This window comes from Rhizobium sp. L51/94 (assembly GCF_019355555.1).
In the GTDB taxonomy this organism is placed as follows: Bacteria; Pseudomonadota; Alphaproteobacteria; order Rhizobiales; family Rhizobiaceae; genus Rhizobium; species Rhizobium rhododendri.
On sequence record NZ_CP072141.1, the window covers coordinates 1,117,617 to 1,135,781 of the forward strand.

Genomic DNA, 18,165 nt, shown 5'->3' on the forward strand with positions numbered 1-18,165 from the left:
TTTGGCCGGTTATTCAATGAATATGCTATTATTATCAATAGCATATCTCTCGGTGCAGGCCTGTCGAAGATGTCGATGCGTAAGCCCTCGGAACACCACCTGAGAAACCAAGCGGGATGGGAATTTAGATGGTTCGAAGTGTTTTGGTTGCTATTCCGACGCTGAACGAAGCTGCTCATATAGAGGCTGTCCTGGATCAGCTTTACGTCGATCTTCCCGACTGCAATATACAATTTGTAATTGCAGATGGCGGAAGCACGGATGGCACGGTGGAGGTCGTTCGACGCCTCGAAAAGCAGCGTGATCATCTTTCGCTCGTTCACAATCCGCAGCGTCTCCAGAGCGCCGGCGTGAACCTCGTCGTGCGCCAGTTTGGACAGGATAAGGACGTGTTGGTTCGTTGCGATGCACATGCGTCTTACCCGAGGGGCTTTCTCCGCTCACTGGTCAATAGCCTGCAAGGGGTCGAAGCAGACTCCGTCGTCGTGCCGATGGATTCAGTCGGAAACGGCTGCCTGCAGCGCGCCGTTGCCTGGGTTTCGGACTCGCCGATAGGCTCAGGTGGATCTGCGCACCGGGGCGGTCGCCAGAGCCGTTTCGTCGATCACGGCCATCATGCCGCTATGCTGATGGAAAGTTTTCGCCGCGCAGGCGGATATGAAGAGACGTTCACCCACAACGAGGACGCGGAATTCGATTGCAGGCTGCGCGCGCTCGGCGGCAAGATCTATCTCGATACCGATATCCGCATCGAGTACCAGCCGCGAGCAACATTCGCCAAACTTGCCAGGCAGTATTTCAATTACGGCAAGGGTCGCTCCCGCACTGTTCGCCGTCACCCGACATCGTTCAAGATCCGCCAGTTCGCCGTTCCGGCTTTCATGAGTGCCTGCGCTGCGGCAATCGTTCTGAGCCCGCTGTTTCCACTGCTGCTGATGGTGCCGGCCTTCTATGTCTTCGTACTGGCGGTGACCTCGGTTGCCATCGCCTTCAACAAGCGATCTGCCTGCGGCCTGCTGGCCGGGCCCGCCGCTTTTACAATGCATGCCTCATGGGCACTTGGCTTCATCACCGGGATCCTGACGCTGCGGGAAACCCAGTGGCAGCCGGACAAGGCCTATCGTGGGCTGGGAGAAGCTGTTTGAATTCCGTGACGGAAAAAACGCCCGTGCGGGCCTTGCTGATCGACCCCTCGCTGTTCACGCCGGCCTACGACGCCGGATTGACGCGGGGTCTGCGCGCTGTCGGTGTCGCGCCCTATTGGGCAGCGCGGCCGTTGCGCAAGGGGGAGCAATCCGAGATCACCGTCGCCGATATCGGCATTACATTCTATCGCGGCGTCGAAGCTATCCCCGCGAAATGGAACAAGCTGCGCGGTCTGGCCAAAGGCCTGTCGCACATCGTCGATCTGGTTCGCTTGGTAACCCATGTCCACCGTCGCCGCCCGGCGGTCATGCACGTGCAATGGGCCGTCCTGCCTTTGTTCGATGCCTTGGCGATGCGCCTTGTGCGCCGTGTTTGCCCGGTCATCATGACCGTCCACGACACGGTACCATTCAATGGCGAGAAAATCTCCTTTCTGCAGAACTCTGGCTTCGATATGCCGATTGCTGCTGCGGACCACGTCATCGTCCACACTCGCGGCGCTCGCCAGAACCTGATTGCGCGCGGCATTGCCGAAGGTAAGGTCTCTATCGTCCCGCATGGCCCGCTGACGCTCAATGTCGAACCTGCTCCTCTTGCGCCGGGTGCAATCCGCGATCCGCGCTGGACGTTCGTTATGTTCGGGCAGATCAAGCCCTACAAGGGCCTGGATGTGTTGGTCGAGGCGCTCGGTCAATTGCCGCCGACCCTCCGTCAGCGTGCCCGCGTGGTCATTGCCGGCGCCGCTCATATGGACATGGCGCCGATCAGCCAGCGTATTGCGGCCCTCGGTCTGGAGGATGTCGTCGAATTGCGCCTTGGCCGGCTGGACGAAACCCAGATGGCGTCGCTTTTCGAGGAGGCCGACAGCTTCCTCTTTCCCTACCGACAGATCGATGCCAGCGGTGTCTACTTTCTGCTAAAGCCGACCGGCAAATGGATGATCGCATCCGACGTCGGTATCTTTGCCGAAGACATGCAGGAGGCCAACGGCGCGCTGGTGCCACCGGCGGATGCCAATGCGCTTGCGGCAGCCCTTGCCGATGCCATCGAACGCCGTCCCGAGATCAGGATTACCGCCGGCGGCGATTGGACCAGCATCGGCGAGCGCACCTTGGAAATTTATCACGAGGCGATGCGCCAGCGCGGCGCCGTCGTGGCTGGCCTGCCTTCGCCAGCCCGTTCCTCCCTCTAGTCCCAGAAGGGTTCTTCCCACTTGCAGCAGCCCCAGAAGAAGCAAATCCAGGAAATTCAGGTGCTTCGCCTCGTGGCGTCGATGATGGTGCTGATCAGCCATCTCCAGCACGAAGTGATGGATCAGTCATTTGTCGATACGGCAAACTTCAAGCCATTCGATCCGGTCTTCTGGGCCGGCGGTGTCGACCTGTTCTTCATCATCAGCGGCTTCATTATGTACCACCTGTCGCGCAACAGCTTCGGAAAGCCGGGCGCGCCGCTTCAGTTCATCCTGCGCCGCATCGTCCGTGTCGCGCCGCCCTATTGGTTCTTCACCATCGCCATGCTCTGCGCCATGGTGGTGTTTGCAAGCTCGATCCGCTACGGCAGCCCGTCTCTCGAACAGATCGTCGGCTCGTTCCTCTTCATTCCGTTGCCTGATCCTTACGGCCACTTCTATCCGGTCCTGATCCTCGGCTGGACGCTGAATTTCGAGATGCTGTTCTATGTCGTCTTCGCGATAGGCCTTTTCTTCAGCAAGGGCTGGGGCATGACCTGGGTCATCGCGGCGCTCCTGGTACTCGGCGGCTTGCCGTATTTTCACGTTGTCCAAACGCCACCGTTTGCTTTCTGGGCCAATCCTATCGTCTTCGAGTTCTTGTTCGGCATCGCGCTGGCGCATCTGCGCGACCGCGGCGTCCGCCTCGGCGCGTTGGCCGGCTGGTCGCTGTTCGTCGCCGGCATGCTGCTGATGGTGGTCTTCAAGTCGACAGGCCTGACCGAACTCGGCGGTCTCTGGCGGCCGCTCTGGATGGGGCTTCCCGCCTTCGTCGCCTGCGCCGGACCTGCCTTGCTCGATGAAAAGCTCGACAACGCCCTGAAGCCGCTGATGCGCGTTCTGGTGTTTGGCGGCAATGCATCCTTCGCGCTTTACCTGTCGCATCCATTCTCGATCAACCTGGTGGCGCTTGTTGCACCGCGCATCGGCATCCACAGCCCCTGGCTTTACATCTTCGTCGCCGGTGGCTTTGCTATGTTCGTGGCGGCCTTCGTCTACCTGTTGCTCGAACGGCCAATGACCGGCTGGCTGCACCGGCGCTTCTGGGGGCCGAAGGCGCTCAAGAGTTTCGACGTTCCGGCGGTGGGTCCAAGATGACGTGCGCTCGCTATCTTCATACGGCCACGACCCACACGCTATCGGGAGCCATCCATGACTAACGCCAAGGTCGCCATCATCACGCCGTCCTATCGCAACGATTTCGAGAACGCCGTCGACCTCTGCCGGAGCATCGATACTTTCTGCCAGTTCGACTTCGAGCACCTGGTCATCGTGCCCCAAAGCGACATGAAGCTGTTCGCCTCGCTGCAAGGGCCGCGTCGCCGGGTCATGGCGCGCGAAAGCATCCTGCGGCCACACGGGTTCATCAGGCTTCCCGTGCCGACTATCATCAAGCTGCCATTCGGCAAGACGCTGCGCCTCCGCGAGCAGTATTATCTGCCCGGCGTCGGACGGATAAGCGGTTGGCTGGTGCAGCAGATCGTCAAGCTCTGCGCGGGCGATCTTACCAAGGCCGACGTCTTCATCTTTGCCGACAGCGATGTCTTCCTGGTACGCCCGTTCTCGCTCGAAGCGCTGCAAAGCGGTGGCCAGCTCATCCTGCAGCAGCATGTGAGGGGTCGCGATCTCGATACGCACCGGCTCTGGAGAAAGACGGCGCACGAGCTTCTCGGCGTCGGCAAGCCCCGGGAGACCGAGCATTTCAACTATATCGGCCAGCTGATCCCCTGGGATCGCGCTACCCTCGATGGGCTCATTAGACGCATCCAGTCGGCAAAGGGCCCGGACTGGCAGCGCGCCATCGCCAAGGCCAAGACCGTCTCGGAATACATTCTCTACGGCGAATACGTCGTCGAGATCGCCGCCGTCGCCGAACCGCGCCCGATCAAGGACATGAAGCTCGCAAACTCCGTCTGGTCGCCGGATGCCGTGATCGACGTCGAGGCGATCATTGCGGCCATGGAGCCGGAAAATATCGCCGTCCACATCCAATCGACGAACCCGCTGCCCATCGCGGAAAGACGTGCAGCCATCGCGACAATCAGCGGCCGGGTCCTGGATCCGCAAGTTGCCTAGTTTCAAGGAAACAGCATGAACCGATCCCGCAAGATTCTCGCCATGCTCATCTCGCGCTTGCCTCACAAGGCTTTGCGCGCGGGAGCATACCGTATGCTGATGGGTTACAGCCTGGGCCGGGGGGCAAGCATCGGCTTCGGCGTGATCATCGCTGTCGACCGCTTTTCTTGCGGACCCGATGTCATCATTCGCCGCGGCACAAGCTTCGTGGGCCCCATTTCGGTGACGCTTGGCGAAGGCACGTTTATCGGCCGGTGGAACCGCTTCGAATGCGGTGACGCCGCTGCCGATCCGCGCCAGGCGCATATGGGCTATGCCCGCAGCTTCGAGACCGGGCGCGATTGCCTGATCAACGAAAGCCACCTGTTCGATATTCTTGGCAGCATCTCCATCGGCGACGGCACCTGGGTCGCAGGCTTTGCCTCGCAATTCCTGACGCACGGCGCGGGCACGATGAACCGTGACATCGTCATCGGCGAAAAGAGTTTCCTCGGCACCGCCGTACGCTTCGCCCCAGGCAGCGGTGTGGCCGACCGGGTGATCGTCGGCATGGGTGCGGTGGTCACGAAAAGACTTCCGGAGAGCGACGTCATTGTCGGCGGCTTGCCGGCCAAGGTGCTGCGCGTGCGCAGCGATGCCGATGTCTATTCATTCGAGCGGACGTGGTGAGGGTAAGCGCTCGATCGTGAGATCGGGCCCTGGGCAACGTCAAGGAACGAGTGCGGAATGAGCAATGTGAAATATCGCGGCGATATCGATGGCCTGCGTGCCGTCGCTGTCTTGTCGGTGATCCTCTACCATTTTCAGTCAGGTATTTTTCGCGGCGGTTTTGTCGGGGTCGATGTATTCTTCGTCATCTCCGGCTATCTGATCACCAGCATCATCAGCCGCGAGATGCTGGCCGGCCAGTTCTCCTTCATCAAATTCTATGAGCGGCGCGTACGGCGCATCTTTCCTGCGCTTGCCTTCATGCTGGTGGCGTCGGCCGTCGCCGCCTTCGTGCTGCTTTACCCGTCGGAACTGATCGACTACTCGAAAAGCATCATTTCGACGCTGACCTTCACTTCCAACTTCTACTTCTACGGTTTTCGCGGCTATTTCCTCAGCGATGTCGAGACCAAGCCGCTGCTGCACACCTGGTCGCTGGCTGTCGAAGAGCAATATTACATTTTCTTTCCGCTGCTCCTGCTCGGCCTCTATCGCTTCCTGCCGCGTTTCGTCACTGCAGCTATCGCCGTCATGGCTGTCCTTTCCTTCGGCCTCGCGCTCTGGCTGATGCACACGCAGCAGCCAGCGGCCTTCTATTTCTCTCCGCCGCGATTTTGGGAGATGCTGGCCGGTTCGCTGCTGGCGCTGGCAAAGATCCCCGTCTTTCCGCAGCGCATCCTGCGCGAGGGTGCCGGCGCGGCGGGTCTGTTTCTGATCCTTGCCGCCGGTCTCCTCTACAAGCCGACGACGGCCTTTCCGGGCATGACAGCCCTTGCTCCGGTGCTCGGGGCGACGCTGGTCATCTATTCCGGCTCCGGTCCGGCAACCCTTGTCAGCCGGCTCCTGTCGCTCAGGCCGATCGTCTTCATCGGCCTGCTCTCCTATTCGCTCTATCTCTGGCACTGGCCGGTTGCCGTCTTCTATCATCTGTTTGTCGAGAGGCCGCTCGAGCCTAAGGACATTGTCATCGTCGCGCCAATTACGGCGGTTCTTTCCTATGTGTCCTGGCGTTTCGTCGAGCAGCCTGCCCGTGATCGTGTTGCCGTGCCGCCAAGGCGGCTGTGGATCGCGAATTTCGCGATTTCGGCGCTCGGTATCGTCTTCGGCCTCTGGTGCATCGTGGCGTCCGGCCTGCCGCTGCGCTTTTCGCCCGAGGTCGACCGGCTGGCGACCTACCTGCAATATGATGACCGTGCTGCCTACCGCCGTGGTACCTGTTTCCTCGATGGCGAATTGCAGACGCCGGCCGATTACGACACGCAGTCCTGCCTTCGCTTTTCGGACACAAAGCCGAATTACGTTCTGATCGGTGACAGCCACGGTGCCCACTGGTGGAGCGGTCTCAGCAAGACGATGACCGACGTCAATCTGATGCAAGCGACGTCGTCGGGCTGCAAGCCGCTGATCTCGGGCAACGGGCTTAAAAATTGTCGCGCCTTTATGGAAGGTATCTATGACACGCTCGGCAAACAGCATCCTCAGGCCGTGATCATCTCGGCACGCTGGGTGGCAACCGACCTGCCGGACCTGCTTGCGACCATAGATCGGCTCAAGTCTTTCGGCAGCCGGGTCTACGTTCTCGGGCCGATCCCGGAATACAAGATCGGACTGGCGCGCCTTCTGACCACGCAGGCGCTCTGGGGATCGGCAGACCTTGCCCAGGAGAGGCGGGTGCCCGCCATGAAGACTATCGACGAACAGTTCGCCACTGCTCTGAAGACAACAGGTGCGACCTACGTTTCGATTTATGACCTGCTCTGCCCGCCCGGCACAGCCACATGTCAGACGACCACCGACTCCGGCGTGCCGATGCAGTGGGACTATGGCCATCTGACTGCGTCGGGATCCGTTGTCCTTGCCCGCCGTGTTGCACCGGAATTGATGCCTCACTGAAGTCGAAAATCATCGAGGATTACCCCATGAGCCACAGCCCTCTGAAAGCTTTCGCCACCGGTCTGCTCTTCGTCTCTTTTGGCGCCCAGGCCTGGGCCGCGGAGGAGACGATAACTTTGCCCGTTTCCTCAAAGCCGGCGACCGCGACATGCCAGCCGGCGACCGCCACCGGCGACGTGCCGGACGTGCACCTCACCCGCACCTTCTTCGACAATTTCGACAAGCTGGACCTTTCCGACAAGAAATGGACGCCGCACTACGATGGCGACTACAGCTGGATGACAAAGCGCACGTTGCAGGGCAACAAGGAGCAGGAAATCTACGTCGATCCGGGCTACAAGGGGCAGGGACAGAAGCCGGTCGGTATCAATCCCTTCAAGATCAAGGACGGCGTGCTCTCGATCATAGGCGACCGTACCCCCGATCAGTTCAAGCAGGCGCTCTACAATTACCAGTTCACTTCGGGTGTGCTGACGACCCGCCAGTCGTTCTCCCAGACCTACGGCTATTTCGAAATGCGCGCCAAGATCCCGGCTGGCAAGGGGCTCTGGCCGGCCTTCTGGCTGCTGCCGACCGACAAGAACAAATGGCCGCCTGAGCTGGATATTCTCGAGGTTGTCGGCCAGCAGTCCGACAAGATGGTGATGACCGCCCACTGGAAGGCCGGCGGTACCGGCGCCTATCAGCATTCCGGCTGCCGTGTGCCTTTTGCGCAGGCGACCACGGGTTTCCATACCTTCGGTGTGCTCTGGCAGCCGGATCGCCTGACCTGGTATATCGATCGCAAGCCCGTACAGGTCCTGACAACACCACCCGGCTATGACATACCGATGTACATGATCGTCAACCTGGCAATCGGCGGCAAGATGGTCGGTGTGGCGGATGCGGAAACGCCGCTGCCTGCCGCCTTCCAGATCGACAAGATTGCTGCCTACCAGATCGACGGGTTGCCACACCCGGGAGCAAGTAAATGACGCAGGCCTACATGGCTGAAGACGTCTACACACCGGTCTCGATGAAAGAGCGCGACTTGCCCGTGCTGGTAAGGCTCGGGCTGGTCGTGCTGCTCGTTCTCTGCCTGATCCAGTTCTCCGGTGCCTGGTACTGGGGCGGGGTGGATCTGACGCAGGAAGACCTGGAGGGCGTCCAGCCCTTCGGCGTGCCCTTCCGCTATGGTGTCTGGTTGTCGATCAGCATCGCCATCTTCTATTATTTCACCTCCCATTCCTACAAAGCTGTCGGCACGGCACTGATGCCGTTCCTGCCTTTTGTCGGTATGGGGATGATCTCCGGCATCCAGGGCTACTCGTTCATCAACTCGTTTCGCATCGAGATCTTCTGGCTGTTGATGGCGCTCAGCGGCACCATTATCGGCCTGCTCTTGCCTGCCAACCTCATGGCCCGGGTGATGTCACGCTATCTGACCGTAATCCTCATCCTGTCGATCGTGCTGGTCATCGCTGTCCCGAAAGCCGGCACGGAGGTCTACGGCGGCGCCAGCGTCTGGAAGGGAGCGTTCCAGCAGAAGAACTATCTCGGCGCCCTTGCCATGTGGGCCGCCGTCTTCGCCTTTTTCTTCTCGAAGGCCGTCGGCCGCTGGAAAAGCCTGCTGTTGTTTCTGGTTGCCGCCATCTGCCTAGTCGGCTCGGACTCGAAGGGGTCGCTTGCCGTCGCCTTTGCCGCCATCGGTTACTATGTGCTGCTGATGTCCATGTCGAGGTCGCGGCTGTCGCCCTTTATCGGATCGGCGGCGCTGATCGGCACGGTCCTGCTGCTGGCGGTGGGCGTCTATTTCCTTTGGGTCCCGATTACCGGCGCATTCGGTCGCGATGCCACGCTGACGGGACGAACGGATATCTGGATGGCCTATCTCGCCCGCGTGGTAGACCACTGGTTCCTGGGGCAAGGTCCCGGGGCCTTTACCTCCGTGTCTCCGGTGACGGAAGACCTGTTCTACCAACTGGCCGCGCTTGGCTCCATTCGCCAGCCGCATAACATTTTCATCGCAGTAGTCGGCGACGGCGGCGTGGTCGGGCTGTTTCTGTTCGTGTCCGCGCTCTTTTACGTAGCTTTCGTCCTGCCGTTCCAGAAAAGGACCTTCGAGGCGCGGCTCTGCGCAATCGGCGCCTTTCTCATCATCGTCGGCGGCATGGTGGAGGGCCGTGTCGGATACAATGCCAGCCTCGACAGCTTCTTCCTCTCGCTGCTGCTTGCCGCCAGGGTCCGGGCAGAGCGTGCAGTATTGCGGCGCCAGCGGCAATCCCAGGTCGCGACCGACGAGGATGCCCTGCTGGCGCCGTAAGTCTCAGGACGGCCCGGGAATTAACCCCGACGCCGGCGCAGCTGGTCGAAATAGACGATCAGGATGATCAGGAAACCGGTGATGACGCGCTGCCAGAAGGAATTCAGGTTGAGCAGGTTGGCACCGTTGTTGATGGTGGCGAGGATGAAGGCGCCGATCAGCGGGCCGTAGGCCGTGCCCACGGCTCCAAATAGGCTTGTGCCGCCGATAACGCTCGAGGCAATGGCCTGCAGCTCCCAACCGTCGGCCTGGGTGGCATTGCCGATAGCGATACGCGAGGCAAGCAGAATGCCCACGAAGGCTGCAAAAGTGCCCGAGAGGATATAGGCAAGGTAGATCATGCCCCTGACATTGACGCCCGAAAGGCGCGCCGCCTCCGGGTTGGAGCCGACGGCAAAGAGATAGCGGCCCCAGCGGCTGAGGTGCAGGAAGACGAAGGCCGGCACAGCCATGATGATAACCATCCAGAACAGGCTCGGCACGCCGAGGAAATCCGCGCGGGCAAAGTTGCTGAAGGCTTCATTGGTGATGTTGATCGAAGAGCCGTTGGTGATGAGCAGGCCTATGCCGCGCAGCGAAGTGAGCGTCGCCAGCGTGATAATGAATGGCGGCAAGCCCATGCGGACGATCCCGAAGCCGTGGAAGGCGCCGATCGCCGTGCCGAACAGCAGCGTGATGATGATCGACACCCAGACCGGAAAACCAGCCTGCAACAACCAGGCGATGATGACCCCGGCGAAGCCGACGATGGCGCCGACCGAGAGATCGATGCCGGAGGTGATGATCACGAATGTCTGGCCGAGTGCCAGGATTGCGGTCATCGAGCCCTGACGCAGCAGGTTGCTGATATTCAGCGACGTCCAGAAGCTGTCGGTCGCAAAGGCCAGCACCAGCCAGAGGAAAAACAGCAATCCGATCAGCGTCAGGCTGAAGAGCATGTTCATCCGCTTGCGGGGGACGGGCGCTACGGTTTCTGTAGGAGTAACTGTCATCGAATTCTTCCCTTAATCTTTATGTCTCACGCGCCGATGGCTTCGCCGAGGACTTCCTCGTGCGATGCGGCATGGAAATCATGGCTTGCCACCAGTTGGCCGCTACGGAAGACGTGCAGCCTGTCTGCCAGCTCGTAGACTTCCGGCAGGTATGAGGAAATCAGGATGATGCCCGCTCCCTGCTTCAGAAGCGTTGCGAACAGCCGGTAGATTTCCGCTTTGGTGCCGACATCGACGCCGACGGTCGGTTCGTCGAAGATGAACAGCTTGGCGCCGTGGCTCAGCCATTTGCCGATCACCACTTTTTGCTGGTTGCCGCCCGACATGCTGGCGGCGGGCACGCGCCGGGTAGGCGTCTTGATGCTGAGGTCGCGGATCTGCTTGTCGGCATTGGCAGCCTCCTTGCTGCGGTTGATGACAGGCCCCATGCTCAGGCGCTGGAATACCGGCAGGTTGATGTTGAGGCCAATCGGCAGATTGAGGCACAGGCCCTGGTCGCGCCGGCTCTCTGGGGCAAGCGCAATGCCGAGCGCCATGGCGCTCCGCTCGTTCTTGATGTCGACCTTGCTGCCCTTCCAGTGGATTTCACCGGCAGTTGTCTTCTCGCGGCCATAGAGGCCGAGTACGAATTCACTGCGGCCAGCGCCGATCAGCCCGTAGAGGCCGACGATCTGGCCCTCCTTGACTGTCAGCGAAACATCCTTGAAGCCCGGCCCGGATAGGCCACGAACGTCGAGGATCGTCTCGCCGATCGGGATTTCTTCCTTGTGGTAGATCTGCTCGATGGAGCGGTTGATCATCATGGTGATCAGCTCTTCGTCGTTCGTCTCGCCGATAAGGCGCGTGCCGACGTGGGTCCCGTCGCGCAGTACCGATACGCGGTCGGCCAGCTCGAACACCTCTTCCATGCGATGGCTGATATAGACGATGGTGACGCCCTCGGCCTGCAAGCGGCGGATGAGCTTGAAAAGCTGGGCCGATTCCTGCCGCGTCAGATAGGCGGTAGGTTCGTCGAAGATCAGGAATTGCGTACCACGCATCGCCGCACGCGCCGTGGCAACGAGTTGCTGCTGGCCGATCGTCAGTGAATTCAGCGGCGCTGCGGCGGGCAGTCCGAAGCCGAGGTCGTTCAGCACCGTCTGCGCCATTGTCTCCATCTGCTTCTTGCGCATCACGCCGAAGCGGCTGACTTCGTCGCCCAGAAACAGGTTGGCTGCGACCGAAAGGTGCTGGCACAGCACGACTTCCTGATGCACGGCATTGATGCCGCGCTCGATCGCCTCGTTCGGCGTCGCCAGCGCGACCGGATGTCCGCACCACACGATTTCGCCCGACGTCCTGCCGATGACGCCGGTCAGAAGCTTGATGAGGGTCGATTTGCCGGCGCCGTTTTCCCCGACGATGGCGTGGATTTCGCCGGCGAGGAATGTCAGTGTCGCGGGCTTCAGGGCCTGTACCGAGCCGTAATTCTTTTGAAGCGCCTTCAGTTCGAGAATGGGTGATCCCGGCGGAACACGGTTTGCTTCCTTGAGGGCGGCGTTGTCATCGTGGCGATGACTGACCTCTTCCAATCCGGCCATGGTCCTATCCTCTCCACTGCATCAAACGCCTTTCAAAGGCGCTTTTCGCATTTCTTCAAAGTCGGTTTGTCTTTGGGTGGAAAGGCCGCGCGGGTGTCCGCGCGGCCTCCGGTGATGGCTGTTACTTCAGCTTCGGGTTCAGGAGCGCATCGATCTTCGGATCGCTCATGTTTGCCTTGGTGACGAGGTTGGCACCTGTGTCGACCGTAGCGGGGACCTTTTCACCCTTGGAGACGGCGAGTGCGGTCTTGATGCCGTCATAGCCCATCCGGTAGGGGTCCTGAACCACGAGGCCTGCAATGGCGCCGTCCTTGAGGAAGCCGATCGTCTTGTCGTCGCTGTCGAAGCCGATGACCTTGACCTTTTCGCCGAGCTTGTTTTCAGCGATTGCCTGGCCGACGCCCTGCGCCATGATCAGGTTGGAGGCGAAGACGCCAACGATCTTCGGGTTAGACGTGATCAGGTCGGTCATGATGTTGAGACCAGTGGTCGCCTGACCGTCGGCATACTTGTCAGCAACAACCTTGAGGCCCGGATACTTGGTCTTGATTTCATCCAGGAAGCCGGCGCGGCGCTGCTCGAGGGAGCCGGCACCAGGTGTGTTGGTGATGATGACGACATCGCCTTCTTCCTTGCCGGTCATGCCTTTGATGGCAGCGGCAAGACCGTCGGCAGCAATGCGTCCGCCCTGGGTGTTGTCTGTCGTCAGGAACGACTTGAACGCCTTGGAGTCGGCACCGGAATCGATACCGATGATCGGAACCGCCTTGGCGGCTTCATCGACAGGCTTGCCGAGCGCCTTGGATTCGGTTGGCGAGATCACGATTGCAGCGGGTTTCCCGGCAACGGCATTTTCCAGGATGCTGATCTGGCCGTTGACGTCTGTTTCAGCCTGGGCACCGAGTTCCGGCACCTTGACGCCGAGATCCTTGCCGGCCTTGCGGGCGCCGGCGAGCACGATCTGCCAGTAGAAGGACGTAGTGTCCTTGACGATGATCGGGATCGTCACTTCGGCTGCAAAGGACGTGACAGGTATCGCTGTGGCAAGGACGGCAGCGCCGGCAAGGGCGGCAAATGCACGGCGGGAAAGAATGGATTTCATGATGTGAGTTCTCCTCTCAGGTGCGTTCTCCTCCAGATAAATCGCGCCGCTGAACGCATGCGGACGACCTTTTTCGGTAGTCTCGTGATTGTTTGACGCGAAAGGGAGCCCGCGTCCGGCGTGTCCGCCAATGGTGGCTCGAACTGTTTTGAAAAACGGACGGCGTCCGTACCTTTTCCTCCCTCTCCAAGGCCGTCTCCCCACGGCCAGTTGTCTCAACGAAACATAAATTCCACGAAGGTGTCAAGATGGAATATATGTTCCAAATAGTCGTTGTGGCGCTTTCGGCCCGGTAATCTGTGCAGCGCTACACCCGCACAGCATCTTCTCCCAGCGGCGGTGCCACCAGCACGTAGGGCTCGAATTGCGGATAGATGCTCTCCGGAACCGGCTGCGCGAAGTTTTCCATATTGCGATGCAGGCTTGCAGCCTTTCCCGTGCCGATCAGCACCGACGCAACGAGCTGATCTTGCAGCGGAAACTGCAGCGCCGGTGCCGCCAGGGGAACACCGCTTTTCGAGGCTATGGCTTCCATCGCTGCGACCTTTTCGATCACTTCTTCCGTCGCCGGCATATAGTCGAAATTTGCACCGGGAACCGGCCCCGTTGCCAGGATGCCGGAGTTGAACACTCCGCCGATGACAAGCGAGGTCTGCGCTGTCCGGCAGAGCGGCATCAGTTCCGCTACTGCCGAGCGATCAAGCAGCGTGTAGCGTCCGGCCAGAAGAATGCAGTCGAGCGGGGCGGCGCGCATGACGTCGAGGCAGACCGGAACTTCGTTGACGCCGAGACCGTAGGCGGAGATGGCACCTGAAGATTTCAGCTGCTCCAGCGCCTTCAGTCCGGAGCCGAGCAACTGTCCGAGATGATGTTCGTTTGCGGCCCGCCCGTGGGTGTAGGCACCGATATCGTGGACGTAGAGGATGTCCATATGGTTGAGGCCGAGGCGTGCATAGCTGAAGTCGACCGAACGCATGATGCCGTCGTAGGAATAGTCGTAGTCAGCATCGAAGGAGAGCGGGTCGACATAGCTGTAGTCGGGGACCGTCCCGGTCGGCACCGGCCGGAGTAATCGGCCGACCTTGGTCGACAATACGTAGCTGCCATCCGGCTTGTCGCGCAGGAAATCCCCGACATAGCGCTCGGCAAGGCCGAGGCCATACCACGGTGCGACGTCGAAATAGCGGATGCCGCTATCCCATGCCGCCTGCAATGTCTCCATAGCCTGATCGCGTGGGCAGGCGCGGTACAGACCGCCGAGCGCCGCGGCACCGAAACTGATTTCGGTGACTTCGAGCGCCGTCCTGCCGATTTTCCTCCTGTTCATCATCTCTCCTCAGACGATTGCAGATCTTCAGTCTTAAAGCGTCGCACCCAAATGCCAAGGCACAAACTCGTTGTCGCCATAGCCGAAGGCTTCGCTCTTGGTTTTCTTGCCCGATGCCGTTTCGATGATCAGCTCGAAGATCTCGCGGCCCTTGGCCTCGATGGTCGTCTCGCCGGTGGCAATCGTGCCGCAGTCGATATCCATGTCCTCTTCCATCGCCTTGTAGAGCGCGGAGTTGCTGGACAGTTTGAATGACGGAGCAGGTCGCGATCCGAAGCAGCTGCCACGTCCAGTGGTAAACGCGATCATGTTGGCGCCACCGGCAACCTGTCCGGTTGCCGATACGGGGTCGTAACCGGGCGTATCCATGAACACCAAGCCGCGTCCGGTGACCCGTTCGGCATAGCCATACACGTCTGTTAGCGGTGACCGGCCACCCTTGGCGACGGCGCCAAGCGACTTTTCGAGGATAGTCGTCAGGCCGCCGCGCTTGTTGCCGGGCGACGGATTGTTATCGAGCGATGCGCCGTGCAAGGCGACATACTTTTCCCACCATGTGATCTTGGCATCGAGCTTGGCAGCGACCTCTTCGCTCACCGCCCGGCTGCGCAGCAGGTGTTCTGCGCCGTAGATTTCCGAGGTTTCCGACAGAATGGCGGTGCCGCCGGCAGCAGCTAGGATATCTGCCGCAGCCCCCAGTGCAGGATTGGCGGTGATGCCGGAAAAGCCGTCCGAGCCGCCGCACTGCAGGCCGATGATGATCTCGCTGACGGAGATCGGCTCGCGGCGAGCGGTGCCCACTTCCTCGCAGATTTCCTTGAGCACGCCCATGGCAAGATTGACGGCACGGCGCGAACCACCGGCATCCTGAATGTTGAAATGACGCTTGCTGGCACCGGCACCGCTCTGACCGTAGAGCGTCAGCTGATTGACCTCGCATCCAAGCCCGATCATCAGCACGCCACCGAAATTGACGTGACGCGCGTAGCCGGCCAGTGTCCGGTGCAGGATATGCATGCCATCGCCGGTCGAGCTCATTCCGCAGCCCTGATCGTGGACGATCGGTACGAACCCGTCGATACCATCATAGTGCGGCAGCAGCGTCCGGTTTGCCTCTTCTGCGATGGCTCGGCAAACCGTGGTGGAACAGTTCACGCTGGCAAGGATGCCGATATAGTTTCTCGTTGCCGCTCGTCCGTCGGCGCGGCGGTAGCCTTGGAACGTCCGGGCCTTTTCAGCCTCGGTTGCCGGCTCCGGCGCCGCTGCTGCCGTCACGGAAAGCCGGTCGTTCTCGAAATGGAGGTTATGGCTGTGCACATGATCGCCGGCCTTGATCTCTGCCGTCGTGCGGCCGATTGCCTGTCCGTACTTGACCACAGCTTCGCCCAAGCCAAGATCCTTCAGCGCGAATTTGTGGCCTGGGTCGATCTTTTCGCGCGTCGTCAGCAGTCCGCTAAACGCAGTTCCCGCTGCGATCGGTGCAGTCGCAACGGCGACATTGTCCCCGTTGGACAAGATGATCCAAGGCTGGTTGTTCAACTTCGTCTCCCTGTCCAAGCGCTTGCTGCATTGGCAATCGCGCATTGATTTTGTTTTTTATCTACAATAAACATTTTGAAGTCAACGGGGAATATGCCGCTGACGAGGGAGAATGCGCCAACAACAAGCGCTTGTGAAAAGGCGCGCTACACTGGCCAAGCAAGCTTTGCCGCCCTAAGAGGTGGCCGAGCTGCGCGGGGTCGTGCAGGCAGCAGGGGGTCGGCATGGCCAGACAAAATACGGTGTTCAAGGAAGCGTTCAATCGCTATGCGGCGACGCTTGTCCCGCATGCCGCGTTGCCGTCCGAGCCTGATATCGCGGCCCAGCTCGGCATCAGTCGCAGCACTGCGCGCGCAATTCTCCTGCGGCTGAGCGAGGTCGGTATCATCCAGTGGAACAAACGCGAGAAGACGGTTCTCCGGCCGCCTGTGGCAGCCGATCTGTTTCCCGAGCAGGAAACAAACTCGCTGCACGACATCATCGAGCGCAGCTTCATGCTGCGCATATTATCGGACGAAGCCCAGCCGGGCATGCAGATCAACGAGCTGGAACTCGCCCGCGAAATCGGCACAGGCACGACCAGCGTGCGCGAGTTCCTCATTCGCTTCTCGCGATTCGGCTTGATAGAGAAACGCCCCAACAGCCATTGGACGCTGAAGGGTTTTACGCGCGAGTTCGCGCTGGAACTGGCTGACGTCCGCGAAATGTTCGAGCTGCACTCGGCAGCGGAATTCGGGCGGCTGCCGGCCGATCATCCGGCCTGGGCAAGCCTTGCCGCCATCCGCAAGGAGCACGACGAGTTGCTTGCCGACTTTGACGAACGATATCGTGACTTTTCACAACTCGACGAGAAATTTCACCTGCTGATCCAGCGCGCCTCGAACAACCGTTTCATCGCCGATTTCTACGACGTCATCGCCATCGTCTTTCACTACCACTACCAGTGGAACAAGGCACAGGCCCGGGAACGGAATGCCAGGGCGATCGCCGAGCATCTGGCCTATATCGACGCCCTGCAATCGCGCGACATCGGTCGTATCGATGAGGCTTGCCGTCATCACCTGAGGTCTGCCCGGCAGACATTGCTGCAATCGATACCGCAGGCCCCGAGCGAGGAAGGAAACCCAAAGTGAAGACCCCCATAATGCAGTTCGGCACCAGCCGCTTTCTCCAGGCCCATGCCGATCTCTTCGTCAGCGAGGCGATGGAGAAAGGCGAAGCCCTCGGGCCCATTACCGTCGTGCAGACGACAGGTGCAAGCGAGCGCGCCGAGCGCCTCAAGGGGCTCGCCGTCGAAAGCGGCTTTCCTGTCCATATCCGTGGCATTGAAGAGGGCCGCCCGGTGGACCGCTTACAGCAGGTGACTAGCGTCAGGCGGGCACTCTCCGCATCTGCAGACTGGGCAGAGGTCGAGCGCGTGTTTGTCGAGGAAGTCCAACTGGTTATCTGCAACACCGCAGACCGGGGATACGATATTTCCCTCGAGCCCGCGACGCTCCCGGCGGATATGCCGGTGTCCTTCCCCGGAAAACTGACGGTTTTGCTGCATCGTCGGTTCGGGTCAGGGCGGGCAGGTCTGACAATCCTGCCTTGCGAGCTGATCAGCAGGAATGGCGAGGCGTTGCGAGCTATCGTGACCGGACTTGCCTCCCGCTGGTACGCGGACGACACCTTCAATGCGTGGCTCGCTACGGAAGTAATCTTCTGCAACACCCTGGTTGACCGCATCGTCTCCGAGTCGCTGTCACCGGCAGGCGCAGTTGCCGAGCCCTACGCTCTCTGGGCGATACAAAGGATGCCGGGGCAGGCCTTGCCCTGCGTCCATCCGGATATCGTCGTGGCTGATGACATCGAGCCTTACGAGAAACTCAAACTCTTCATCCTCAACCTCGGCCATACCTATCTCGCCAGTCGCTGGATCGAGCAGGGCCGCACGGAAGCGATGACCGTGCGCGAAATGCTTGGCGATCCGGAAACCCGAGGCGCCCTCCTGTCGCTCTACGAGACCGAAGTCGTTCCGGGTTTTGCGCGAAAGGAAATGGAGGTCGAGGCGGAGGCCTATGTGGTCGCGACATTGCAACGCTTCGACAATCCGTTTCTCGACCACAAGCTTTCCGACATCGCCCAGAACCATGTCGAAAAAATTCGCAGACGTTTCGAGGGTTTCGTGGAATGGTCGGGCATCCCCGCGCCGACATTGCAAGCCATTATCCGCTCTAACGCCGAAGCGTAGCTGCTTCCCGGAGTGTCCAGGGTAGCCGGCAACGGT

15 protein-coding genes are annotated in these 18,165 nt (G+C 60.4%); 10 read left to right on the plus strand and 5 right to left on the minus strand.

Going from position 1 to position 18,165, the window contains the following annotated elements; translation table 11 throughout:
- Positions 1-128 precede the first annotated feature (128 nt).
- The 8 genes from J5274_RS05365 to J5274_RS05400 are packed head-to-tail and all read left to right on the plus strand — an operon-like array spanning position 129 to position 9,356.
- Complete coding sequence (locus tag J5274_RS05365) at positions 129-1,145, plus strand: glycosyltransferase family 2 protein (protein ID WP_142823769.1); 1,017 nt, start codon at positions 129-131, stop codon at positions 1,143-1,145.
- Positions 1,146-1,150: 5 nt separating this feature from the next.
- Positions 1,151-2,338, plus strand: a complete 1,188-nt coding sequence (locus J5274_RS05370; protein WP_224129199.1) for a glycosyltransferase — start codon at positions 1,151-1,153, stop codon at positions 2,336-2,338.
- 60 nt (positions 2,339-2,398) lie between these two features.
- Positions 2,399-3,475 (plus strand): acyltransferase, encoded by a 1,077-nt coding sequence (locus J5274_RS05375; RefSeq protein WP_142823771.1) that lies wholly within the window; start codon positions 2,399-2,401, stop codon positions 3,473-3,475.
- A gap of 54 nt (positions 3,476-3,529) precedes the next feature.
- The gene (locus J5274_RS05380; protein ID WP_142823772.1) at positions 3,530-4,453 is read left to right on the plus strand and encodes a DUF6492 family protein; all 924 of its coding nucleotides are present in this window, start codon (positions 3,530-3,532) and stop codon (positions 4,451-4,453) included.
- A 15-nt stretch (positions 4,454-4,468) separates the two neighbouring features.
- Positions 4,469-5,122: a hypothetical protein gene (locus J5274_RS05385; RefSeq protein WP_142823773.1), complete on the plus strand. Its 654-nt coding sequence runs from the start codon at positions 4,469-4,471 to the stop codon at positions 5,120-5,122.
- Between the two features lie 57 nt (positions 5,123-5,179).
- Positions 5,180-7,054 (plus strand): acyltransferase family protein, encoded by a 1,875-nt coding sequence (locus tag J5274_RS05390; RefSeq protein WP_142823774.1) that lies wholly within the window; start codon positions 5,180-5,182, stop codon positions 7,052-7,054.
- Positions 7,055-7,080: 26 nt separating this feature from the next.
- The gene (locus J5274_RS05395; RefSeq protein ID WP_161990926.1) at positions 7,081-8,028 is read left to right on the plus strand and encodes a glycoside hydrolase family 16 protein; all 948 of its coding nucleotides are present in this window, start codon (positions 7,081-7,083) and stop codon (positions 8,026-8,028) included.
- A complete protein-coding gene (locus J5274_RS05400) occupies positions 8,025-9,356 on the plus strand; it encodes an O-antigen ligase (RefSeq protein WP_142829095.1) in 1,332 nt (443 codons plus the stop codon). The genes J5274_RS05395 and J5274_RS05400 overlap by 4 nt, the downstream gene beginning before the upstream one ends.
- A gap of 20 nt (positions 9,357-9,376) precedes the next feature.
- Here the strand turns inward: J5274_RS05400 and J5274_RS05405 are convergent, their stop codons facing one another.
- The 5 genes from J5274_RS05405 to J5274_RS05425 form a co-directional block, all read right to left on the minus strand.
- Positions 9,377-10,348: an ABC transporter permease gene (locus tag J5274_RS05405; RefSeq protein ID WP_142823777.1), complete on the minus strand. Its 972-nt coding sequence runs from the start codon at positions 10,346-10,348 to the stop codon at positions 9,377-9,379.
- A 26-nt stretch (positions 10,349-10,374) separates the two neighbouring features.
- A complete protein-coding gene (locus J5274_RS05410) occupies positions 10,375-11,928 on the minus strand; it encodes a sugar ABC transporter ATP-binding protein (protein WP_142823778.1) in 1,554 nt (517 codons plus the stop codon).
- A 121-nt stretch (positions 11,929-12,049) separates the two neighbouring features.
- Entirely contained in the window at positions 12,050-13,030 is a 981-nt protein-coding gene (locus J5274_RS05415; protein WP_142823779.1) for an ABC transporter substrate-binding protein, read from the minus strand.
- Positions 13,031-13,337: 307 nt separating this feature from the next.
- Positions 13,338-14,357 carry an aldo/keto reductase gene (locus J5274_RS05420; protein ID WP_142829097.1) on the minus strand — a complete coding sequence of 340 codons (1,020 nt, stop codon included), beginning with the start codon at positions 14,355-14,357 and terminating at the stop codon, positions 13,338-13,340.
- A 33-nt stretch (positions 14,358-14,390) separates the two neighbouring features.
- A complete protein-coding gene (locus J5274_RS05425) occupies positions 14,391-15,896 on the minus strand; it encodes a UxaA family hydrolase (RefSeq protein ID WP_161990927.1) in 1,506 nt (501 codons plus the stop codon).
- Positions 15,897-16,120: 224 nt separating this feature from the next.
- Here J5274_RS05425 and J5274_RS05430 point away from each other — a divergent pair, with 224 nt between their 5' ends.
- Both J5274_RS05430 and J5274_RS05435 read left to right on the plus strand, forming a co-directional pair.
- Entirely contained in the window at positions 16,121-17,029 is a 909-nt protein-coding gene (locus J5274_RS05430) for a GntR family transcriptional regulator (protein ID WP_142823782.1), read from the plus strand.
- Entirely contained in the window at positions 17,026-18,129 is a 1,104-nt protein-coding gene (locus tag J5274_RS05435; RefSeq protein WP_142823783.1) for a mannitol dehydrogenase family protein, read from the plus strand. The genes J5274_RS05430 and J5274_RS05435 overlap by 4 nt, the downstream gene beginning before the upstream one ends.
- The last annotated feature ends 36 nt before the right edge of the window (positions 18,130-18,165 follow it).